We start from the raw sequence: 21,126 nt of genomic DNA on the forward strand, positions 1-21,126 counted from the left end.
GCGTCCGATGCCCGGACCGGCCCGGCCCGGGACGCCCCGGTCTCAGTCGTGCAGCGGGGACAGGCAGAGCTTGACGAACCCGACGTGGCGGCCCCGCTCGGTGTACTCGTCGAGCTCCGGCGGGCACTTGCCGTTCGGTCCGGGGTCGACTTCGAGCTTGTAGTCGGCCTTGTCCTCCTCGCAGCCGATGGTGAAAAGGACGGGGTCGGCGTGGGTGCCGCGGTTCTCCAGGCACTGCCCGACCTTGGCCTTGCCGGCGACCTCCGGCGACGGCTTGCCGTCGTCGGTCAGCGCGGTCAGCCCCCAGAGTCCCGCTCCGGCGACCGCGAGGATGCCGACGGCGATGAGCGGCCGCAGCCAGGGGCGCCGCGGGGGCCCCGTCGGCGTGAACATCGGCGTGCCCGGGGCCGGGGCCGGGGGCAGCCAGCCGGGCTGTCCGGGCGGGGGCTGCTGTCCGGGTATCGGCGGCTGTCCGTGCACCGGCTGCTGGGCGTAGGGAGACGGATGTCCCGGGGGCGGGTACGGGCCGGGGCCGGGTGTGCCTTGGCCAGGAGGCGGGCCGTACGGAGCGGGGGCGGGCTGTCCGTACGGAGCGGGGCCGCCGCCTGCCGGGCCGTTGGGCGCGCCGTTGGGCGGTGGTGAGTACGCGGACATACAGATCCCCCAGTTTCCATGCTGCTTGACCGGCGTGCCGGTGCGACTTCCGGTAGAGCAGGTTACGAGACGCGCGCGGCACGCCGGACAGCGGTGGGGCCCGTCGGCACAGGGCCGCGCAATCCGGGGCTCCCGGTCGCTGCCCGCACTCCGCTGTCCAACCGTCAAAACGGAACCTTGGATTACCGCGGAACGCCGCGTAGGTTTCTTGTGCTCATTGGTCCTCTTGCTGCCGTGTTCCGCGGGGAGTCGGCCGGTTGACCGCACTCCGGCCATTCCGAGGGCCGGGTGTGGGGACAGGGCGGAATTTCACCCTCCCCGCACTCGCGCGGAGTTGGCGAATTTCCGTTGCGTGACGACCGAATTCATGTCCATGCCGATGTCCCGTGCCATGCGGCACGGCAGGAGGAATGCCTATGTCATCCGGGTCGAGAAGTCCGGAGGTGTGCGTCGTGGGAGCGGGGCCGGTCGGGCTCACCACCGCCCTGGGGCTAGCGGCCGCGGGCGTCGGGGTGACCGTCCTGGAAAGCGCTCCGGACATCGCCGCGTCCTCCCGTGCCCTGGTTCACCAGGGCCACACGCTGGAGGGTTTCGCGCGGCTCCAGGTACTCGACGCCATCGTGCGCGCGGGAACGCCGTTGCGCGGACGCGACTTCGTGGTGCGCCGCACCGGCGAGCGCATCCGTCATTCCCTGCCGGATCTCCATATGGACACCGTCCCCGCGTACAACCTGATTCTGCGGCAGGACGTACTCAGCCGAATCCTCCTGGAACAGCTGCTGCGCTTTCCGGACGCCGAGGTGAAGTTCGGTTGCGTGGTCGACACGGTGCGTCAGAACGGCTCATCGGTCTGCGTCGGCTATCGGCACGGGGCGGGCCACGGACGGCTCGAAGCGCGCTGGGCCGTCGGTGCGGACGGTGCCCGCAGCACCGTACGGAAAGCACTCGGCGTGAAATTCGATGGATTTACCTGGCCGGAGCGCTTCGTCGCCACGGACATCCGGTACGACTTCGCCGCACACGGTTACGCCGACGCGAATTTCCTCATCGATCCGGACGACGGTGCGATCATCGTGCGTATCGACTCCGGAAACCTGTGGCGAGTGGCCTGGACGGAGGACGCATCCCTCCCGGAAGAAACGCTGCCGCGAAGGCTGGCGGACTTCTTCGCGCGTATTCTGCCCGGGCCGCGTCATGACGCACTCGTCGCGTACGCCCCGTACCGCGCGCACCAGCGGACCGCCGAACGGTTTCGCGCGGGCCGGGTCCTGCTGGCGGGCGACGCGGCCCACGTCACCAACCCGACCGGCGGCATGGGCCTGACGGCCGGGCTGCACGACGCCTTCCCGCTGGGCGAGGCGCTGGCCGCCGTCCTTCTCGGGCGGTGCGGCGAGGACGTGCTGGACCGTTACGCCCACCTCAGCCGCGAAGCGTTCCGGACGCGCTTCTCGCCGATCGCGACCGACATGAAGCGCCTCGTGTTCGACTCCCGCGACCCCGCACGGCTCGACGGGGCCCTCGCGCCGCTGCGCCGGCTCGCGGCCGACGAGGGGCTCCGGCGCTCCCGGACCGAAGCGCTCCGCTCGATCATGCCGCTCTCGCTGCTGGACGACGGACGATCCGCCGGCCTTCATCACCGACCGGCCCGCGGCACGGCAGCCGCAGCCGCAGACACAGTCACGGCTACGGGCCACGGCTCAGGATTACAGGAGAGGCAGACCGCATCGTGACACTGACGCGACCGGCCGCACCCCGGAAGTGGAACGGCTTCGAGGAACTCCACGCCCTCCAGCGGGAACGTATCGGCACGGCGCTGCGCCACGCCGCGAACTCCCCTTTCTACCGCGGCCGGTTCCGCCTCCGGCAGGGCGGCACGATGCCCGCCAGCCTGGCCGACGTGCCGGTGACCACCAAGGACGATCTGCGCGCCGCCTACCCGTTCGGCATGCTGGCGGTGCCGAGGGAGCGGGTCGCCACCTACCACGAGTCCAGCGGGAGTTCGGGCCGGGCGACGTCCTCGTTCTGCACCGAGGACGACTGGGTGGACATCGGCGAGCGCTTCAACCGTATGCCGGTCAGCATCAACGCGGCCGACACTCTGCTGGTCCGCATCCCGTACGCCATGGTGCTGGCCGGGCACATCGGGCACTTCGGCGCCCGGATGCAGGGCGCGACCGTGGTGCCCGCCGACAGCCGCAGCTTCGCCACCCCGTACGCACGTGTCGTCCGGCTGCTGCACGACCTCGGTACCACCCTCACCTGGTCCAATCCCACCGAGCCGCTCATCTGGGCCGCGGCGGCCCGCGCGGTGGGGCTCGATCCCCGCACCGACTTCCCGCGCCTACGGGCGCTCCTGGTCTGCGGCGAGCCGCTGAGCGATGCGCGCCGCGAGCGGCTGAGCGAGCTGTGGGGCGCGTCCGTGATCGAGGATTACGGCGCCACCGAGGTCGGACCGCTCGCCTCAGCCTGCCGCTTCGGCCGGCGGCACTTCTATGCCGACCGCGTCGTACCCGAGGTCCTCGACCCCGCCACCGGGGAGATCACTCCGGACGGCACCGGCGACCTCGTCATCACCCCGCTGTACCGCGAGGCCATGCCGCTGCTCCGGTACGACCTGGAGGACCACGTCCACCTGAGCCACGAGCCGTGCGCCTGCGGCAGCTGGCTGCCCGTCATCCGGCTCGCGGGCCGTGAGACGCAGGCGTTCGCGGTCGCCGGGCGGCGCGTCTCCCAGATCCAGCTGGAGGAGCTGGTGTTCCGCCTGCCCGCCGCGTACGGCGTGCTGTTCTGGCGGGCGCGGGCCGAAGCGCGGCGGCTCGTCGTGGAGGTGGAGGTGGCGGACGCGTACGCAGCGGCCGCCCGCGCCGAACTGGCCGACGCCGTACGGGTACACCTGGGCGTGGACTGCGCGGTGACTCCCGTGCCGCCGGGCACGCTGATGCCCGACGAGGTGCTGTCCGCGCCGGGCGACGTGCTCAAGCCCCGCAGTCTCTTCGGCCCCGACGAGGACTGGTCCCGTGGTCTCCTCTACTACTGACGCACCTACTTCAGCCGCCCCTTCTTCAGAGGCTCCGGCTTCAGACGCCTCTGCTGCTGGCGCCTCTGCCACCGACGTCTGCCACGCCGTCGGGTACGGCCTGGCCGGGCTCCCCTCCTCCACCCGCATCCTGCTGACCGGGGACGGCGCGACGACGGTCATGCTGGAAGCGCTGCTCGGCGTGCCCCTGCGGGTGCGGGTCGTCGAGCAGCGGGTGGTGGACACGGCGACGGTGTCGCCCGCGATCCGCCGGGCCCTCGCGGCTGAGCGGCTGCCCCGGCTCCTGGAGCGGCTGTCCGAACTGGTCGACCCCGTAGGGCGGCCGGTCAGCCGCAACCGGGTCGTCTCCGCGGTGGCCGCGACGGGTCAGTTGCCGCCACCGGCGGATCCCACGCCCCTCGGGGTGCGGCTGCGCGAGGAACGCCGCGCGCTCCACCGCGAACTGCTGCGGTGCGGTGTCGCGCACGCGCCCGAGGCGCCGCACTTCGGCCGGTGCGCCTTCAAGGAGTACGTGATCCGGAGCCCGGGCCGGTATCCGGTCTACGTCGCGGAACGGTTCAACCCATCCGTCGTGGCTTTGGCATGACCACCAGAAGGTGCGTGTGTCCGGCAATACGTGTCGCGCATCGCACGGTATCCGGGTACGTGCACGGTGTTCAGCAGCAGCGCCCAGCGGGCCGCATTCGTCTCGATGCGCCGTTCGGCGTCGTGCCGGGCGGCGGGGGTGGTGGCCGCGGCGAGCTGCCGCGCGTGGACCCACGCCTGTTCCCGCCAGATACGGAAAAGGCGGCCGGCGGTGTAACCGGCGATGGGATTCCACCGCGCGTCGGCCAGGGCCACCACCGGGTCGAAACGGCGGGCGATCTCCTGGACGGCGGGCGCGTACGCGCGGTCCAGAACGGCCTGGAAACGGTTGTAGTCGGCCTTGCGTGACGCTCCTCCGGGGCGGGTGAGCCCGAGAGACGCCAGCACATGGGGCATGTCCCGCTGGATGTGCGCGTTGGCGCCGAGCAGGACGTCCTGACCGGCGTTCACATCACCGGTGCGGGCGGCCCCGAAGGCCGTTTTCCACGCCTGCGGAACCGCTCGTCCATTTCGGTCCGCGTGATAGGCGTCCAGATACAGATTGACGAATCCGGTATTCAGGTCTCCGGCCAGCCAGTCCGGATCGTCGAAGGAATCCGGCTTCGCGGCGGCCGCTTCCAGAGCGCGTTCGAGATGGACGTAGATCACGGGAAAGGGGGCCCGGTGGTCACAGCCCAGTTCGTCACGTACCCGGGTCAGGGTCCGGCGCGCTTCGCGTACGCATGCGACCACCGGCCCGTCGCAGGAAAGGCGCCGGGTGTCGTCGCGCGATGACGGTACGGCGAGAGCGGGCCCACCGGTCAGAAGTGCCGCCCCCGCCATCACCGCAGTGGACAATGTGAAGAATGCGCCACGCCTACGGGCCATGTTCCCCCGCCTTCTCGTCGCGGTCCCGATGTGAATCCCCCGTCCACTGAACGATTCGGCTCGACGGAGGTCACGGCAGCCCGGGGCGGAGCAGTCAGGGGCCGGGGCGGCTCACGGTGTGGCCGTTGCGCCGCCGCGGCGGTGTGCGGCGAGGGCTTCGGCCGTGGTGGGGTAGGCCGGCAGCAGGGTGTCGAGGCCGGTGATGTTCAGCAGCCGGGCGAGCCGGCCGGAGACGGCGGCCAGGCTGAGGCTGCCGTCGGCCTCCTTGGCGCAGCGCCAGATCGCCACCAGGGCGTTGAAGCCGGAGGAGTCGCAGAAGGCGACGGCCTCCAGGTCCAGGACGAGATGGCGGTGGCCCCGTCCGATGAGGTCCAGCGCCTCGGCGCGCAGGGCGGGGGCAGTGGTCAGGTCCAGGTCGCCGGCGAGGGCGGTCAGGGCGAGGTCGCCGTCGGCACGCCGGGTGGTCAGGCGGAAGATGTCGTTCACGGTCGGTTCTCCGGCGTGGTCAGGGTTTCGAGGAGGGCGACGGTGTCTCCTCGTGTCTCCTCCACGACGGCCGTCACGCCGGTCCGGCCGGTCCGGGCGGTCCGGGCGGTACAGGCGGGGAGGAAGCTGATCACCCCCTCGCGGCCGAGCATAACGCCGCCTCCGGCGCGGGCACCATGGCCGGCCAGCTGTACTGAAAGGCCATCAGAGCCTCATTTTGGTCATCCTGCATGGCTGGTTGTCCACGCGATGACCAAAAGTGATGCGCTCGGGGTGGCGTGAATCAGGGGTCGCGACTCGGCCGCATCGGCGGTGTCCAGTGGGTGAGACAGGACGGTGTAGCGCCTCGCCTGGCGTGCTCACCGCAGTTCCGACGCCCACCACAGGACCCTCACATGTCCTCTACAACCTCTGCGTCGAACAAATCCGGCGTACCTTCCCAACCGTGCCAAGTGCGGGCAAGTGCAGTTGACCGACACCTGCGTGACGGCTCGTCACGCTGACCGGAACCTTTCGTTGACAGTCCAGAAATGCAGTCTCTACTGTTACCGGCGAATTCCGGTCCAACCCCTCCTTTCAGCTCATAGTGAGCGGAATACCACCCGTTCACCATTTGCACGTGCGCATGTTTTCTGGCGTTTGCCGACCAGGTTCACGCTCTGCGGCGGCCTGAAGAGGCAACACGAACGCAGCAATCAAGAACAAGGAGACACGGTGACCCCCGCACTCGCCGAACAGCAGACCTACCGCCTGTCCGAGGCCGAAACACACAAGCTCTGGCGGCTCTCGGAGCTGGCCGCCGGCGCCTCGGAGGCGTCTGCACTGGCGCTTTCCGGTCTACTTCTCGATCTGCCGAAATCCGTGCGCACCGCGTTGCTCGAATTCGCCGAGACCGGTGCCGACTCGGGATTCCTCCTGCTGCGCGGACTCACCGTCGGAGACCTCCCCGACACGCCCACCGTCCACCACTCCGGCGCCCTCGAAGGCCACCCGACCGACGGCACACTGACGCTGGTGGCGGATCTGCTCGGCTCACTCGTCGGGTACCAGGACGAGAAGGACGGCGCGCTCATCCACGATGTGCACGCCGTGCCCGGTGAGGAGAAACGCATCGAGAACAGCGGGTCGGTGGCCTTCGACTTCCACACCGAGAACGTCCACCACCCGCTGCGCCCCGACTACCTGGGCCTGCTGTGCTTGCGCCAGGACCACGAGGGCGTCGCGGCCACCCGCGTCGCCTCGGTGCGCGAGGCCGTCCGGCACCTGACCGAGGAGCAGGTGGCGATCCTGCGCACCCCGCAGTTCTACAGCTCCTACCCGGCGTCCTTCACCCGCGGCCGGACCGGCCCGGTGCCGCGCTCCGGCCCGCACCCCGCCGTCTTCGGCCCGTACGACCGGCCGTTCATGCGCTTCAACTCGCACACCACGCACGCCGCCGGCGCCGGGGCGACCGCGGCACTGAAGGCGCTGGCCGAGGCGCTGGAGGCGGTCTGCCACAACGTCGTCCTGGAGCCCGGCGACCTCGTCGTGGTCGACAACCACGTGGCGGCGCACGGCCGCAGCGCGTTCGTCCCGCGCTACGACGGCCGGGACCGCTGGCTGCGCCGCTTCTACTCCGTACGCTCCATCCTCGGCTGGACGCAGCACATGATGCCCCGCCAACGCGTCATCCCGACGATGGAGGACATCCAGGGCGTCCTCTGAGCCCTCCCCGCCCGCGTGATCGCGGCACCCCGTCGAGCGCGGCCGCCCCGAGCGGCCGGCCGCTCCTGGATTCGCCCTGCCCGTGCAGTCGCCCAGGACTGCGCGCCCTTGCACTGAGGACCGGAATACCGTGGATTTCATAGACGTCATAGGGCTGCTCACCGCCGCGGTGGCCGCCGGGTGGGTGGACGCGGTGGTCGGCGGGGGCGGGGTGCTGCTCATCCCCGTACTGCTGCTCAGCTTTCCGCACCTGCCGCCGGCGACCGCCCTGGGCACCAACAAGATCGCCGCGATCACGGGCACGGCGACCGCCGCTTACATGTACGCGCGGCGCACCACCCTGGACCGGAAGATCCTCGTCCCGGCCGCCGCCTGCGCGGTGCCGGCCGGCGCGCTCGGCGCGCTGTCGGCGGCCACCGTCCCCACGTCGTACTTCCGCCCGGTCATCATGGTCCTGCTGATCTCGGTCGCCCTGTTCGTGGCGCTGAAGCCGAGCTTCGGCACCCAGCCGCTGGCCCGTGAGGTGACCCGGCGGCGGCGCGTCGTCGCCGTGCTCCTCGCCGGCTGTGTGGTCGGTTTCTACGACGGGCTCTTCGGGCCCGGCGTGGGCACCTTCCTCATCATCTCCTTCACCACGCTGCTCGCCACGCAGTTCCTGGAGAGCGCGGCGATGTCGAAGGTCATCAACGCCTCGTCCAACCTCGGTGCCCTGCTGGTCTTCGCGCTCCAGGGGAACGTGCTGTGGGCACTGGGGCTCGGTATGGCCGTGGGCAATGTGACCGGCGCGATGATCGGTTCGCGGATGGCCCTGAAGAAGGGGTCCGGTTTCGTCCGTACCGTGCTGGTGCTCGTGGTGATCGGCATGGTGACGAAGATGGCGTTCGACCAGTTCGCCTGAGGGGCGGCGGCCGCGGCCATACGCCCGACGGGGTCAGTACGTGCGGCACTTCCTGCACGTCAACGCATCATCAACACATTCCGCACGTCAGTACATCCTGCACGTCAGCACTTGATGGGAACCACGCGAGAACACATCCGACACTTCCACATCACGAGAGACCGGAGGCCACCATGGACCCCGTACGGAATCTCGAACAACTCCTGACCCTGCCGGACTTCGAGGCCGCCAGCGACGCGGTACTCGACCAGGGCTGCCGGGCGTACGTCGCCGGCGGCGCCGGAACCGACCGCACCGTCCGCGCCAACATCGCGGCGTTCGACGACATCTGGCTCAGACCGCAGGTCCTCGCCAGTACGGAGACCGAGCCGCGCACCGAAGTGACCGTCCTCGGGCACCGCATGGCGATGCCCGTCCTGCTCGCGCCGACGAGCCCGCAGCGGCTGCTGCACGAGGACGCGGAGATCGCCACCTCCCTCGCCGCCGAGGCGGCCGGGGTCGTACCCGTCGTCAGCACGGACAGCCATGTGCCCTTCCCGGAGATCGCCAAGGCGTCGGGCGGGGCCAGCTGGTTCCAGCTGTACGCCTACCGGTCGCGCGACGACATCGCCGCGACGATCGACATGGCCGAGGCCGCCGGTGCGTCGGCCCTGGTGGTCACCGTGGACGCCAGTCACGCCGCGCTGCGGGTGCACGCCCAGCGCGCCGGATTCGCCACCCCCGGGCACGTGGACTTCGGGACGCTGCGCGCGCTGGGCATCCTGGAGGGCGAGGTACCGGCCGGGGCCCGCATCGACCGGCTCCCGCTCAGCTGGGAGGACCTGCTGTGGATCCGCGCGAGGACCCGGCTCCCCCTCCTGGTCAAGGGTGTGCTGCGGGCCGACGATGCGCGCCGCTGCCTGGACAGCGGCGCGGACGGCGTCGTCGTCTCCAACCACGGCGGGCGGCAGCTGGACGGTGCGGTGCCCAGCGTGGTCGCGCTGAGCGAGGTCGCGGCCGAGGTCGACGGCCGGTGCGCCGTACTGATGGACAGCGGTGTCCGCTCCGGCGTGCACGTCGTCAAGGCCCTCGCCCTCGGTGCCGACGCGGTCTGCCTGGGACGGCCGTACCTGTGGGGCCTCGGCGTCGCCGGACGCGAAGGGGTCGAAGCGGTGCTGCGGCTGCTGCGCCGGGAGATCGAGGACACCCTCCGGCAGCTCGGCGCGGCCGACGTCGACGAGCTGGGACCGCACTTCGTGACCAGGGCCGGGGCCGGGGTGGGAGCCGGAGCGGCCTGACAGGCCCGGGCCGGACCCGTACCGCACACCGGCCCGCATCGCAACGCCCACCGTACGCCGGCCTCGTACCCGTACCCCGGCCTCTCACCCATATCACGATCTCTCCCCCCGTCCCCGTGATCCCACCGCACGACGTACCCGCATGACGACTTTCCGAGAACGGAGATCCACGATGTTCCACTTCTCGCGCGGCATCCCCCCGCAGGAAGCGATCCCCTCGCGGCAGCTCGCCGAGCACACCGCCGCCGTCCTGCGGGACAGCGAGGACCGGGTGTTCCAGTACGCACCGATCGGCAACCACACGGGGGACGCGGCGCTGCGGGAGCAGATCGCTGCCTTCCACTCGGTCGGCGCCGACCAGGTCTTCGTCACCAACGGCTCCCTCCAGGCGCTGGACCTGCTCGCCGCGCACCTCCTGGCGGGCGACCGCAAGGACGTGTACGTGGAGGCCCCCACCTACGACCGCGCGGTGCAGATCTTCGAGCGGCACGGCGGACGGGTCTGCGGCATCACCCTCCAGCACGACGGTCTCGACCTGGACGCCCTGGAGGCCCGCCTGGCGACCCGCGTGCCCGCGCTCGTCTACGTCATCCCGGACTTCCAGAATCCGAGCGGCGTCACCATGAGCGAGGACAAGCGCCGCCGCCTCGTACAGCTCGCCGAGACCCATGACTTCCTGATCCTGGAGGACATCCCCTACCGGGAGTTGCGGTACGGCGGCCAGGCGCCCACCGGCTTCTTCGACCTCGCGCCCGCCGGACGGGTGCTCACGATGGGTTCGCTGAGCAAGATCCTCAGTCCCGGGCTCCGCGTGGGCTACGTCATCGGCGAGCCCGGCACGCTCGGTACGCTGGCCGCGCTCGCCGAGGGCACGTACCTCTCCCCCGCCCCGCTGCTCCAGGCGGTCGCCGCGAAGGCCCTGGCAGCGGGCTTGGCCCGGGAGAACGTGGCGGCAATCCGCGAGCTGCTCGGGCCCCGGCACGACGGCGCGGTCAAGGCCGTACGCGAACTGCTGGGTGAGGAGGCGCTGCTCGCCGTACCGAACGGCGGCTATTACGTGAGCGTGCACCTGCCCGTCGCCACGGACGAGGACACGTTCCTCAAGGCCGCGGCGGCCGGAAGCCTGAAGCTGACCCGGGGCTCGGGCTTCTACCCGGGCGACGCGGCGCCGCCCGCGGGCAAGGTCTTCCTGCGGCTGCCGTTCCAGTCCTTCGAGCCGGACGAGTTCGCCGCCGGTGTCGAACGGCTGGCGGCGGTGGCGTCCAAGGGCTGACCTGCGGGGTCCGGACCAGCCTCGGGCCTCGGGCAGGTCCGACGGCGCCCGTGGCCGCCCCGGTGTCCGGCTCACCGGGGCGGCCACGGTCACGTCCGCGCGCCTTCCTCCTCACCGCCGCCGTCGTGGGAGTGCTCGCCGCTCTGTGGCCGGCGCGCCGGGCGGCCAGGCTCAGCATGCTGGAAGCGGTCAGCGGCCCGTAGCTGTCCTGGCTCGCCGGCCGGCGCGCGTCCACGGCACCGGGGCCCGCCACCCGCACGGACGCCGCCCCGCCGAAGGTGATCCCGCATCCTCGATCCGTATGGAATGTGCGGGTTTGCGGGTGATCGGTACGGGTACCCGGCGGGCCGCGGACGGCCGTCGGCGTTCCCGTGCCGGTCGGCCGGGAAGACAGCCTCCGTACACGTCCGTCGATCACCACGTCGACCGACACCGGTCACGTCGCAGCCCCGGAGACATGGCACATGAGCGAACAGACACCTTCGCAGGCGGAGGGCGAGCGGGACGACGAACCGCGCACCGCCGACCGGCGCGCCGCCGCGCGCGAACGCGGCCGCGAGGAGACGCCGCGCTCCACTCCTTCCCAGGCGGAAGGGGAGCGTGCGGACGAGCCGGGAGGAGACAAGAGCTGACGGCGACCGGCTCCGGCGCGGTACCGGGCCCGTACCCGCCACCGCCCTGGCACATGACAGGCCACCTGTGGGGTGGTCTCTTCGCCGCGGAGTCGGCCCCGGCCCCACCCCCGGACCTGTCTCCTCTGGCGGGCCGGGCCCTGGCGGTGTTCGTGATCCGGTACCGCGAGGGGACGCTCAGCTATGACGAACTGATCGTCGGTACGCTCGCTCGCCGCGGTCTGCGGGCCGGTGTGTACGTACGCTGGATCTGGGTCGACGACGAGCAGTCGCTGCGGGGCGGCCGCCGTATCTGGGGCGTGCCCAAGCAACTGGCGGAGTTCCGCTGGGAGGGGCCGCGTGTCCGTGTGACCGACGGGCAGGGGCTCGTCGCCGCCGTGCGCCTGTCGGCCAGCGGCCCGTCGCTCCCCCGGGTTCCCCTGCCGATGACCGGCTTCGGGACGCTCGACGGTGCGCGGACGGTCCTCACCGCGCGGTTCACGGCCCGCCCTGGGGCCGCTTCGGTACGCGTGGAGGAGTGGCCGGCGAGGCTGCCCGCGCTCCGTCGCAGCCGGGCCCGCGTCGGCTTCAGCGCCGCATCGTTCGACATGCTCATGCCCGCCCCCGCGCTCCATCCGGCGCCGCCGGCCCCCTGAGTCACCCCGGCCCCCACCGCCGTTCCCCGTGGCGCCGATGCCACGGCCAGGCGTACAGACCGGTGACCCCGCATCCAGAGATGCCTGTGGGGCGGAAGAGGGGGAAGAAGTCAGGAGTGGCTGTAGTTACCGACCCTTGGCTGCATCTCGTCCGGCGGCGCCGGGAGCCGGTGGTCGTCCAGACCGTCCGGTCGACCGTGGCCGCCGTGCTCTCCTACGTCGTCGCCCTGCTCCTGAGCAGCGAACCGGCGCCGCTGACCGCACCGCTCACCGCGCTGCTGGTCGTCCAGGTCACCCTGTACGCGACGATCACCACCGGCATGCGGCGGGTGAACGCCGTGGTGGTCGGCGTCCTCATCGCGATCGGGTTCAGCGCGCTGGTGGGGCTGACCTGGTGGAGCCTGGGCCTGATCATCCTCGCCGCGCTGGTGATCGGCCGGTTCGTCCGGGCCGGTGAGTTCGTCCCCGAAGTGGCGATCAGCGCCATGCTGGTGCTGGGCGTGACCCGGGTGGCCGAGACGGCCTGGGACCGGGTGCTGGAAACGCTGATCGGCGCCGGCGTGGGGCTGCTGTTCAACGTCCTGTTCGTCCCGCCGGTGTGGGTACAGCCCGCCGGCGAGGCCATCGAGGATCTGGCGCGGCGGATGGGGCGGATGCTGGTGTGCCTGGGCGACGAGGTGCGCGGCCACACTCCCGTACCGGAGGCCGCGGCCCGGCTGCACGAGGCGCGCCGCCTGGACCACGACATCGTGCAGGTGGACGCCGCCCTCCGGCAGGCGGAGGACAGTCTGCGGCTCAACCCCCGCGTCAAGGAGGGCCTGCTCTTCCGCGTCGTCCTGCGCACCGGTCTGGACACCCTCGAAATCTCCGCGGTGGTCCTCCGTACGCTGTGCCGCACCCTGACCGACCTGGCCAAGGCACGGACCGACGAACCGCTGTTCGCCCCGCACATCGGCTCCGCCCTGCACGACGTCCTCCACCACATGGCCCGTGCGGTCGAGAGTTTCGCCGTCCTCATCACCACACAGGTCGGCGCCAACGCGGAGGAGGCGGAAGAGCACCTCACCAGGGAGCTCGCCGCGGGCCGCGCCAGCCGGGACGTCGTGGCCCACCTGCTCCTGGACGGGGTTCGGGAGCACCCGCGCCAGTGGCAGCTGCACGGAGCCCTGCTGGCCGAGATCGACCGCATCCTGGACGAGCTGGACGTGGAGAAGCGCACCCAGCGGCTGATCGAGGAACTGGACCGGGAGTCCCGCGAGCAGCGCGCGAAGTACCGCCCGGTGGACAAGCTCCGGGGTCGTCTGCGCGTCACCCGGACGCGCGACCGGTCCGGGAAGCTGTGACCGCCTGCACAGCGGCCGGATCGTCGGTGGCCGGCGCGGCACCGGCCGCTGCACGGTGACTCTGCCGGAACCGTCCCGGACTTCCTTCCGCACCCCGCGAAGACTGCTCGTAGGGGCGAACCGCTCTCGCGGAAGCAGAACCAACTCCCCTGCTGAATTCATCCATGGGCCGATTTCCGGGAGCCAGGGTGTGAAGATGACGTACGAGCTTCATCCCGGCCGCTCTCCCGGAGGAGTCATGCGCAGAACCAGCCTGCTGTTACCCGTGCTGCTCGCAGTCGCCGTCAGTGCTTGCAGCACCACCGCCCCGCCTTCGTCGCCTGCCGACGGCGCGCCTGCGAAGGGGGCGGCCGCCACACCGACGGCCGCGGAGACCTCCCCCCGCCTTCTGGATGTGGGCCGCCCCTTGGCATGGCAGCGCAAAGACGGCTCCGGACGAGGCACGGTGAAGGTCTTCAGTTACCGGCAGTCGGCCGCCGGGAAAGAGGGCGACGGCCATTCCGTCCGGGCCACCCTGGATGTAGAGGTGTGCGCGGAATCCGGGAGTGTGTCCGCCACCGGATCGGACTGGCGCCTTCTTTACGACGATGGTGAGGCCGTTGCGCCGTCCGAGACGGCACGCGACGATTTCCCGCGACCTCAGTTCCCCGTCGAAACGCAGATCCGGGCCGGCGAATGCACGCGCGGCAAGGTCACCTACGCGGTGCCGGCGGGCCGGCGGCCGGTGCGTATCCATTACGTGGCGGCCCTGGACAGCGGTGACATGGAACCCCCGGGTGCCGACGGGTGGGCGGTGCCCGGGGCTCATCAGCCGTAACCGGCCGCATGCCGCACTTCACCCCCCTTTTTTCGAACACGAGAACGTGTTGTTCAGGTATTCCGCGGGCAACCACGGCAAAGCACCGGGAAAATAGCTTCCCGACCTGGCCAACTGGCGTAAAAGTGATGCCGTGTCCGCCCATGGCGGGAGGAATCTGGGGTTGTTTCGTGGAGTGGCGAGCCGGGCGGGTCCGCCACTCCTGGCCTCAGGAGGAGCCCTCGTATGTGGCGTGGCAGGGCGAAGGCGGAACGTGCGGCGGCGGACGCGGCCGAGCGGCTCATGGCGGCCGGCCGGCTGCTGAGCCGGGCGCCGGTTTCGGCGGACGGGCGGGCGGTTTTCCGCACGGATCAGAGCGTGAATGACGCGCCTTACCGTGAGCGGTGGGCGCACGACAAGGTGGTGCGTTCCACCCACGGGGTGAATTGCACAGGCTCCTGTTCGTGGCAGGTTTATGTCAAGGGCGGGCTCATCACCTGGGAGACACAGGCGACGGACTATCCGACGACGGGTCCGGACCGCCCGGAGTACGAGCCCCGGGGCTGCCCGCGCGGGGCTTCCTTTTCCTGGTACACGTACTCGCCCACCCGGGTGCGTCACCCGTATGCGCGCGGGGTGCTGGTCGAAATGTACCGGGAGGCGCGGGACCGGCTCGGAGATCCGGTGGCGGCCTGGGCGGAGGTCACCGGGGACCCGGACCGGCGCCGGCGCTACCAGCGGGCGCGCGGCAAGGGCGGGCTGGTGCGCATCGGCTGGGACGAGGCCCTGGAGATCGCGGCCGCCGCCCATGTGCACACCTTGCGGGAGCACGGCCCGGACCGGATCGCGGGATTCTCCCCGATTCCCGCGATGTCGATGGCCTCGCACGCGGTCGGCGCCCGGTTCATGTCGCTGATCGGCGCGCCGATGCTCTCGTTCTACGACTGGTACGCGGACCTGCCGATCGCCTCGCCGCAGGTCTTCGGCGACCAGACCGACGTACCGGAGTCGGGTGACTGGTGGGACGCGGCGTATCTGATGCTGTGGGGTTCCAACGTGCCGGTGACCCGTACGCCGGACGCGCACTGGATGACGGAGGCCCGTTACCGCGGCCAGAAGGTCGTGGTGGTCTCCCCCGACTACGCGGACGCGACGAAGTTCGCCGACGAGTGGCTGCACCCGCATCCGGGCACGGACGGGGCGCTGGCCATGGCGATGGGCCACGTGATCCTGCGCGAGTGCTTCGTGGACCGGCAGGTGCCGTACTTCGCCGATTACGTCAAGCGGTTCACGGACCTGCCGTTCCTCGTCGAACTGGAGCGGGACGGTGTGTCCTTCCTGCCGGGCGCGTTCGTCACGGCGCACGGCACGGGCCTCGCCGCGGACGCCGACGCCGGGGCCCGGCGGTGGATGCCCGTCCTCATCGACGCGGTGACCGGTGACCCGGTCGTACCGGGCGGGACGCTGGGAGACCGCTGGCGCGCGGGCGGCGAGGGCCGCTGGAACCTGGACCTGGGGGAGATCGATCCGCGGCTGAGCCTGTACGGGCGGCCGGACGCGGCCCCGGCGCGGGTGGTGCTGCCGCGCTTCGACCGGGAGCGGGGCACGCTGGAGCGGGAGGTGCCGGCGCTGCGGGTCGACGGGCGGCTGGTGACCACGGTCTTCGATCTGCTGCTGGCCCAGTACGGGGTGGGGCGTGCCGGCCTGGGCGGGCAGTGGCCCGGCTCGTACGAGGACGCGGACGTGCCGTGCACCCCGGCGTGGCAGGAGACCCTCACGTCGGTGCCGGCGCGGGCCGCGGTGCGGGCGGCGCGGGAGTTCGCGCGGACGGCGGAGCAGACCCGGGGCCGCTGCATGATCGTGATGGGCGCGGGCACCAACCACTGGTTCCACTCGGACACCATTTACCGGTCCTTTCTGTCCCTGCTGCTGCTCACGGGGTGCCAGGGCGTCAACGGCGGCGGCTGGGCCCACTACGTGGGCCAGGAGAAGGTACGCCCGTACGCGGGCTGGCAGCAGCTGTCCACGGCCGCCGACTGGGTACGCCCGTCGCGGCAGATGGCCGGTACGCCGTACTGGTATCTGCACACCGGCCAGTGGCGGTACGACCGGGCCCCGGCCGACGCGCTCGCCTCCCCGGCCGGCCGGGGCCTGTTCACCGGGCAGCACACCGCCGATCTGGTGGCCCGCTCGGCCCGCCGGGGCTGGATGCCGTCGTACCCGACCTTCGGCGCCAACCCGCTGGACCTGGGACGGCGCATCCGCCAGGAGGGCGCGGACGCGGAGCCCGGCCGGTGGGTCGCGGACGAGCTGGCCGCCGGCCGGCTCGCCTTCGCCTGCGAGGACCCGGACGCGCCGGCCAACTGGCCGCGCGTGCTGACGGTGTGGCGGGCCAACCTGATCGGTTCCTCGGCCAAGGGCAACGAGTACTTCCTGGGCCACCTGCTGGGCGCCGACGACAACGCGAGTGCCGAGGAAGCGCCGCCGGAGGTGCGCCCCCGGGATGTCACCTGGCGTACGGAGGCGCCGCGCGGCAAGCTCGACCTGCTGCTGGCGCTGGACTTCCGTATGACGTCCACCACGCTGTTCGCCGATCTCGTGCTGCCGGCCGCGACCTGGTACGAGAAGCACGACCTGTCCAGCACAGACATGCACCCGTACGTGCACGCCTTCTCGCCCGCGATCAGCCCGCCGTGGCAGGCGCGCACCGACTTCGAGATCTTCCACGGGCTCGCCCGCGAGGTGAGCCGGCTGGCCGCCGGGCGCCTGGACGACGCCTGCGACCTGGTGGCAATGCCCCTCCAGCACGACACGGCGGCCGGCGAGGCGCCGCCCCGGGGGCCGACGGCGCCGCGGTACACGCTGGTGGAGCGGGACTACACCGCGCTCGCCGACCAGTTGGCGGCCCTCGGTCCGCTGCCGCGGGAACAGGGCATGACCGTCAAGGGCGTCACCGTCCAGGCCGGTCCGGAGACGGACTGGCTCGCCAGGCGCTGCGGTACGGCGGCAGGCGGTGCGGCGCGCGGCCGTCCGCTGCTCGACACGGACGTGAAGCTGTGCGAGGCGATCCTCGCGCTCTCCGGCACCACCAACGGCCGGCTGGCCGCCGAGGGTTTCCGCGCGCTCGCCGGACGCTGCGGCACGGGCCGCGGTCTGGAGGAGCTGGCCGCCTCGGTCGCCGAGCGGCGCGTCGTCTTCTCCGACACCCAGGCCCGTCCGGTGCAGGTGTCGGCGAGCTTCGAGTGGTCGGGCAAGGAGGGGCCGGAGCGCCGGTACGCGCCGTTCACCGTCAACACCGAGCACGGCAAGCCCTGGCACACGCTCACCGGCCGCCAGCACTTCTACCTCGACCACGAGTGGATCGCCGAGTTCGGCGAGCAGCTGCCCGTCTACCGGCCGCCGCTGGACCTGGCCGCGCTCGGGGAACGGCCGCGTCCCGGAGCGTCCGAAGGGCGGTCGGTGACCGTGCGCTACGTGACGCCGCACTCCAAGTGGTCCATCCACTCCGAGTACCAGGAGAACCTGCTCATGCAGACCCTGGCCCGCGGCGGCCCGGTGATCTGGATGAGCGTGGCGGACGCCGAGGCCGTCGGCGTGGCGGACAACGTCTGGATCGAGGCGGTCAACGCCAACGGCGTGGTCGTAGCCCGGGCGGTCGTCTCGCACCGGATGCCGCCCGGCACGGTGTTCATGTACCACGTGCAGGAACGCCTGGTGAACGTCCCCCTGTCGCAGACCACCGGGCGGCGCGGCGGTGTCCACAACGCGCTGACCCGGCTGCTGATCAAGCCGACCCACCTCATCGGCGGCCACGCCCAGCTCTCCTTCGCCCCCAATTACTACGGCCCCACCGGCAATCAGCGGGACGCGGTCACCACCATCCGCCGCCGCTCCCAGGAGGTCAGCTACTGATGCGTGTCATGGCACAGATCGCGATGGTCATGAACCTCGACAAGTGCATCGGCTGCCACACCTGCTCGGTCACCTGCAAACAGACCTGGACGAACCGTTCCGGCACCGAGTACGTGTGGTTCAACAACGTCGAGACCCGGCCAGGGCAGGGCTATCCGCGCGGTTACGAGGACCAGGACACCTGGCAGGGCGGCTGGCAGCGCAGACACGGCCGGCTCGTGCCGCGCAGCGGCGGCCGGGCCCGCCGCCTGGCCCGGCTGTTCGCCAACCCCCGGCTGCCCGCACTGGACGCGTACTACCAGCCGTGGACGTACGACTACGACATCCTGACCACCGCGCCGCTCGGCGACGACGTGCCGACCGCGCCGCCCCGCTCCCTGACCGACGGCCGGCCCACCGACATCACCGGCGGTCCGAACTGGGACGACGACCTCGGCGGCGGACCGGCACACCTCGCCGGTGATCCCGTGCTGAAGAAGATGAGCGAGCGGGTGCGTCTGGAGTACGAGCAGGCGTTCATGTTCCACCTGCCCCGGATCTGCGAGCACTGCCTCAACCCGTCGTGCGTCGCCGTATGCCCTTCCGGGGCCCTCTACAAGCGCATCGAGGACGGTGTCGTCCTGGTCGACCAGGACCGCTGCCGCGGCTGGCGGATGTGCGTGACGGGCTGCCCGTACAAGAAGGTGTACTTCAACCACCGTACGGGCAAGGCCGAGAAGTGCACGCTGTGCTACCCGCGTCTGGAGGCGGGCGAGCCCACCGTGTGCTCCGAGACGTGCGTCGGGCGGCTGCGCTACCTCGGTGTCGTCCTCTACGACGCCGACCGGGTCGGCGAGGCCGCCGCCACACCCGACGAGCGGGACCTGTACGAGGCGCAGCTCTCCTGCTTCCTCGACCCCGCCGACCCCGAGGTCGCCCGCGCCGCCGAGGACTCCGGCATCCCGCACGACTGGGTCACCGCGGCCCGCAACTCCCCCACGTACGCGCTGATCAGCACCTACCGGGTGGCGCTGCCGCTGCACCCGGAGTACCGCACGATGCCGATGGTCTGGTACGTGCCCCCGCTGTCACCGGTGGTGGAGTCACTGACCGCCACCGGGCACGACGGTGAGGATCCGGCCAAACTCTTCGCCGCCATCGACGCGCTGCGGATCCCGCAGGAGTACCTGGCCCACCTGTTCACGGCGGGTGACACGGCGCCGGTGGAAGCCGCCCTGTGCCGGCTGGCCGCGATGCGCGCGCACATGCGGCGCGCCAATCTCGGCGAGGAACAGGACCCGGCGATCGCCGCCTCGGCGGGCATGACCACCGCGTCACTGGAAGCCATGTACCGGCTGCTGGCCGTGGCCAAGTTCGAGGAGCGCTACGTCATCCCCACCAGCTACACCGTCGACGGCTCCGACGCCGCGGACGCCGGCTGCAGCCTGGAAGGCGCGGGAGCACCCGGCATGTACGACCCGGAGGGCTTCCACGCCCCGCCCGCCGCGGCACCGCCGGCCGAACACGCGGGCTCGCTGCGGGACCGGGTGAACCTCCTGAACTGGAACGGCCGCGGACGCCCCGCCGGCCTCTTCCCCCGCCGGCGGGGAGGGGCATGAACACCGCACCGCTCCGAGGGAGAGTGATGAACACCGCGCTGGTCCACCAGGCCGCGTCCCTGCTGCTCACCTACCCCGGGCCGGACTGGCCCGACCGGCTCCGGAGCGTCCGCGCGGCCCTGCGGCCGGAGACGGACGGGCGGGCCGCTCTCCTGCTGCGGTTCTGCGCCCGTGTACAGGACGTGCCCACGCTGGGCCTCGCCGCGCGCTATGTCGCCACCTTCGACCGCAGCCCCCGCCGCACCCTGCATCTGACGTACTACACCGACGGCGACACCCGGCGGCGCGGCGCCGCCCTCGCCCGGCTCAAGGCGCGCTACCGCGCCGACGGCTGGCAGCCCGCCCCGGACGAACTGCCCGACCACCTGCCCCTGATGCTGGAATTCGCCGCCCGCGTCCCGGCAGCCGGCCGCGGTCTGCTGCACGAGCACCGGGCCGCCCTGGAACTGCTGCGCCTCGCCTTGGAGGACCACCGCAGCCCCTACAGCGACGTCCTGGACGCCGTCTGCCGCACCCTGCCCGGGCCGCGCCCCGCCGACCGGGCCGCCGCCCGCCGCCTGGCCCGTACCGGGCCCCCACCCGTGGAGACCGTGGGCCTGGACCCGTTCCCCGGCCCCGAGCCCCGAGGAGCCCGCCGGTGAACCCCCTGCACACCGCACTGTGGGGCGTGCTGCCCTACGTCGTCGTGACCCTGCTCGTCGCGGGCACCGCCTGGCGCTACCGCTACGACCGCTTCGGCTTCACCACCCGCTCCAGCCAGCTGCACGAGAGCACGCTCCTGCGCATCGGCTCGCCGCTGTTCCACTACGGGCTGCTCTTCGTCGTCGCGGGCCACCTCACCGGCCTGCTCGTCCCCGAGACGTTCACCGAGCGCGTGCACATCCACGAGTGGCTCTACCACGCCAACGCCCTCGCGGTCGGGGGCGTGGCCGGGCTGGTCACGTCGGCGGGCCTGGCCGTGCTGATCTACCGGCGGCTCCGCGTCCCCGCGGTGCGTAGCGCCACGCTGCGTACCGACCGCGTCCTGCACCCGCTGCTCGCCGCCACGCTCGTCGCCGGGCTGGCCGCCACCGCCACGACCACCAGTGATCATCCGTACGACTACCGTCAGGGCGTCTCGGTGTGGTTCCGCTCCCTGTTCACCTTCAGCCCGGACGTGCCGGCGATGGCGCACGCGCCGCTGGTCTACCAGCTGCACGCCCTCCTGGGCATGGCGCTGTTCGCGCTGTGGCCCTTCAGCCGCCTCGTCCACGCCTTCACCGCCCCCGTCGGGTACGTGTTCCGGCCCTACGTCGTCTACCGGTCGCGCGGTGCGCGGGGCAACGGTGTCCGCCGGTGAGAGGACGGACGCCTGTCCGAGGCGCACCGGGACGGTGACGGCGGTTCGGTACGGGTGCGGAGTGGGTACACCGTTCACAATGAGGCTTTT

The 21,126-nt window shown here is 71.6% G+C and carries 19 protein-coding genes; 15 read left to right on the forward strand and 4 right to left on the reverse strand.

Annotated features, from left to right (window positions below):
• Nucleotides 1–42: 42 nt before the first annotated feature.
• Nucleotides 43–480 (reverse strand): LppU/SCO3897 family protein, encoded by a 438-nt coding sequence (locus ACZ4Z1_RS19395; RefSeq protein WP_468487803.1) that lies wholly within the window; start codon nucleotides 478–480, stop codon nucleotides 43–45.
• A gap of 590 nt (nucleotides 481–1,070) precedes the next feature.
• On the opposite strand from ACZ4Z1_RS19395, the gene ACZ4Z1_RS19400 reads away from it, so the two are divergent.
• Genes ACZ4Z1_RS19400 through ACZ4Z1_RS19410 form a run of 3 tightly spaced genes read left to right on the forward strand, consistent with a single transcriptional unit; the run spans nucleotide 1,071 to nucleotide 4,277 of the window.
• Nucleotides 1,071–2,384 (forward strand): FAD-dependent oxidoreductase, encoded by a 1,314-nt coding sequence (locus tag ACZ4Z1_RS19400; RefSeq protein WP_468487804.1) that lies wholly within the window; start codon nucleotides 1,071–1,073, stop codon nucleotides 2,382–2,384.
• Nucleotides 2,381–3,691 (forward strand): phenylacetate--CoA ligase family protein, encoded by a 1,311-nt coding sequence (locus tag ACZ4Z1_RS19405; protein ID WP_468487805.1) that lies wholly within the window; start codon nucleotides 2,381–2,383, stop codon nucleotides 3,689–3,691. Before ACZ4Z1_RS19400 ends, ACZ4Z1_RS19405 begins: the two co-directional genes overlap by 4 nt.
• Nucleotides 3,672–4,277, forward strand: a complete 606-nt coding sequence (locus tag ACZ4Z1_RS19410; protein ID WP_468487806.1) for a hypothetical protein — start codon at nucleotides 3,672–3,674, stop codon at nucleotides 4,275–4,277. Before ACZ4Z1_RS19405 ends, ACZ4Z1_RS19410 begins: the two co-directional genes overlap by 20 nt.
• Here ACZ4Z1_RS19410 and ACZ4Z1_RS19415 read toward each other — a convergent pair.
• From ACZ4Z1_RS19415 to ACZ4Z1_RS19425, 3 genes are all read right to left on the reverse strand, one after another.
• Nucleotides 4,232–5,098, reverse strand: a complete 867-nt coding sequence (locus ACZ4Z1_RS19415) for a DUF5995 family protein (RefSeq protein ID WP_468487807.1) — start codon at nucleotides 5,096–5,098, stop codon at nucleotides 4,232–4,234. The genes ACZ4Z1_RS19410 and ACZ4Z1_RS19415 overlap by 46 nt on opposite strands.
• Nucleotides 5,099–5,254: 156 nt before the next feature.
• Nucleotides 5,255–5,629 carry an STAS domain-containing protein gene (locus ACZ4Z1_RS19420; protein WP_468487808.1) on the reverse strand — a complete coding sequence of 125 codons (375 nt, stop codon included), beginning with the start codon at nucleotides 5,627–5,629 and terminating at the stop codon, nucleotides 5,255–5,257.
• Nucleotides 5,626–5,781, reverse strand: a complete 156-nt coding sequence (locus ACZ4Z1_RS19425) for a hypothetical protein (protein WP_468487809.1) — start codon at nucleotides 5,779–5,781, stop codon at nucleotides 5,626–5,628. The genes ACZ4Z1_RS19420 and ACZ4Z1_RS19425 overlap by 4 nt, the downstream gene beginning before the upstream one ends.
• A 562-nt stretch (nucleotides 5,782–6,343) precedes the next feature.
• Here ACZ4Z1_RS19425 and ACZ4Z1_RS19430 point away from each other — a divergent pair.
• The 12 genes from ACZ4Z1_RS19430 (at nucleotide 6,344) to narI (ending at nucleotide 21,036) form a co-directional block, all read left to right on the forward strand.
• Complete coding sequence (locus ACZ4Z1_RS19430) at nucleotides 6,344–7,333, forward strand: TauD/TfdA family dioxygenase (protein WP_468487810.1); 990 nt, start codon at nucleotides 6,344–6,346, stop codon at nucleotides 7,331–7,333.
• A gap of 130 nt (nucleotides 7,334–7,463) precedes the next feature.
• Nucleotides 7,464–8,231 carry a TSUP family transporter gene (locus ACZ4Z1_RS19435; RefSeq protein ID WP_468487811.1) on the forward strand — a complete coding sequence of 256 codons (768 nt, stop codon included), beginning with the start codon at nucleotides 7,464–7,466 and terminating at the stop codon, nucleotides 8,229–8,231.
• A 173-nt stretch (nucleotides 8,232–8,404) separates the two neighbouring features.
• Nucleotides 8,405–9,508, forward strand: coding sequence for an alpha-hydroxy acid oxidase (locus ACZ4Z1_RS19440; RefSeq protein WP_468487812.1), 1,104 nt, complete (start codon nucleotides 8,405–8,407; stop codon nucleotides 9,506–9,508).
• A gap of 172 nt (nucleotides 9,509–9,680) precedes the next feature.
• Nucleotides 9,681–10,781 (forward strand): aminotransferase-like domain-containing protein, encoded by a 1,101-nt coding sequence (locus ACZ4Z1_RS19445; RefSeq protein ID WP_468487813.1) that lies wholly within the window; start codon nucleotides 9,681–9,683, stop codon nucleotides 10,779–10,781.
• A gap of 464 nt (nucleotides 10,782–11,245) precedes the next feature.
• A complete protein-coding gene (locus tag ACZ4Z1_RS19450; protein ID WP_468487814.1) occupies nucleotides 11,246–11,413 on the forward strand; it encodes a hypothetical protein in 168 nt (55 codons plus the stop codon).
• 53 nt (nucleotides 11,414–11,466) lie between these two features.
• A complete protein-coding gene (locus ACZ4Z1_RS19455) occupies nucleotides 11,467–12,048 on the forward strand; it encodes an acetoacetate decarboxylase family protein (protein WP_468487815.1) in 582 nt (193 codons plus the stop codon).
• Between the two features lie 116 nt (nucleotides 12,049–12,164).
• A complete protein-coding gene (locus ACZ4Z1_RS19460) occupies nucleotides 12,165–13,391 on the forward strand; it encodes an FUSC family protein (RefSeq protein WP_468487816.1) in 1,227 nt (408 codons plus the stop codon).
• Nucleotides 13,392–13,629: 238 nt separating this feature from the next.
• Entirely contained in the window at nucleotides 13,630–14,208 is a 579-nt protein-coding gene (locus ACZ4Z1_RS19465; RefSeq protein ID WP_468487817.1) for a hypothetical protein, read from the forward strand.
• 225 nt (nucleotides 14,209–14,433) lie between these two features.
• Nucleotides 14,434–18,099 carry a nitrate reductase subunit alpha gene (locus tag ACZ4Z1_RS19470; protein ID WP_468487818.1) on the forward strand — a complete coding sequence of 1,222 codons (3,666 nt, stop codon included), beginning with the start codon at nucleotides 14,434–14,436 and terminating at the stop codon, nucleotides 18,097–18,099.
• Entirely contained in the window at nucleotides 18,099–19,697 is a 1,599-nt protein-coding gene (narH, locus tag ACZ4Z1_RS19475; protein ID WP_468487819.1) for a nitrate reductase subunit beta, read from the forward strand. The genes ACZ4Z1_RS19470 and narH overlap by 1 nt, the downstream gene beginning before the upstream one ends.
• 26 nt (nucleotides 19,698–19,723) lie before the next feature.
• Nucleotides 19,724–20,338, forward strand: a complete 615-nt coding sequence (gene narJ, locus ACZ4Z1_RS19480; protein ID WP_468487820.1) for a nitrate reductase molybdenum cofactor assembly chaperone — start codon at nucleotides 19,724–19,726, stop codon at nucleotides 20,336–20,338.
• On the forward strand, nucleotides 20,335–21,036 hold the full coding sequence (gene narI / locus ACZ4Z1_RS19485) for a respiratory nitrate reductase subunit gamma (RefSeq protein WP_468487821.1): 702 nt from the start codon (nucleotides 20,335–20,337) through the stop codon (nucleotides 21,034–21,036). The genes narJ and narI overlap by 4 nt, the downstream gene beginning before the upstream one ends.
• The last annotated feature ends 90 nt before the right edge of the window (nucleotides 21,037–21,126 follow it).

Source organism: Streptomyces sp. NPDC030165, from assembly GCF_055573595.1.

What these genes read in the sequence shown, in the direction of transcription:
- ACZ4Z1_RS19455 (WP_468487815.1), top strand. Translation starts at nt 11,467, where the DNA reads ATGACAGGCCACCTGTGGGGTGGTCTCTTCGCCGCGGAGTCGGCCCCG.
- ACZ4Z1_RS19400 (WP_468487804.1), top strand. Translation starts at nt 1,071, where the DNA reads ATGTCATCCGGGTCGAGAAGTCCGGAGGTGTGCGTCGTGGGAGCGGGG.
- ACZ4Z1_RS19415 (WP_468487807.1), bottom strand. Translation starts at nt 5,098, where the DNA reads ATGGCGGGGGCGGCACTTCTGACCGGTGGGCCCGCTCTCGCCGTACCG.
- ACZ4Z1_RS19470 (WP_468487818.1), top strand. Translation starts at nt 14,434, where the DNA reads ATGTGGCGTGGCAGGGCGAAGGCGGAACGTGCGGCGGCGGACGCGGCC.
- narJ (WP_468487820.1), top strand. Translation starts at nt 19,724, where the DNA reads ATGAACACCGCGCTGGTCCACCAGGCCGCGTCCCTGCTGCTCACCTAC.
- ACZ4Z1_RS19425 (WP_468487809.1), bottom strand. Translation starts at nt 5,781, where the DNA reads ATGCTCGGCCGCGAGGGGGTGATCAGCTTCCTCCCCGCCTGTACCGCC.
- ACZ4Z1_RS19465 (WP_468487817.1), top strand. Translation starts at nt 13,630, where the DNA reads ATGCGCAGAACCAGCCTGCTGTTACCCGTGCTGCTCGCAGTCGCCGTC.
- ACZ4Z1_RS19440 (WP_468487812.1), top strand. Translation starts at nt 8,405, where the DNA reads ATGGACCCCGTACGGAATCTCGAACAACTCCTGACCCTGCCGGACTTC.
- ACZ4Z1_RS19445 (WP_468487813.1), top strand. Translation starts at nt 9,681, where the DNA reads ATGTTCCACTTCTCGCGCGGCATCCCCCCGCAGGAAGCGATCCCCTCG.
- ACZ4Z1_RS19450 (WP_468487814.1), top strand. Translation starts at nt 11,246, where the DNA reads ATGAGCGAACAGACACCTTCGCAGGCGGAGGGCGAGCGGGACGACGAA.
- narH (WP_468487819.1), top strand. Translation starts at nt 18,099, where the DNA reads ATGCGTGTCATGGCACAGATCGCGATGGTCATGAACCTCGACAAGTGC.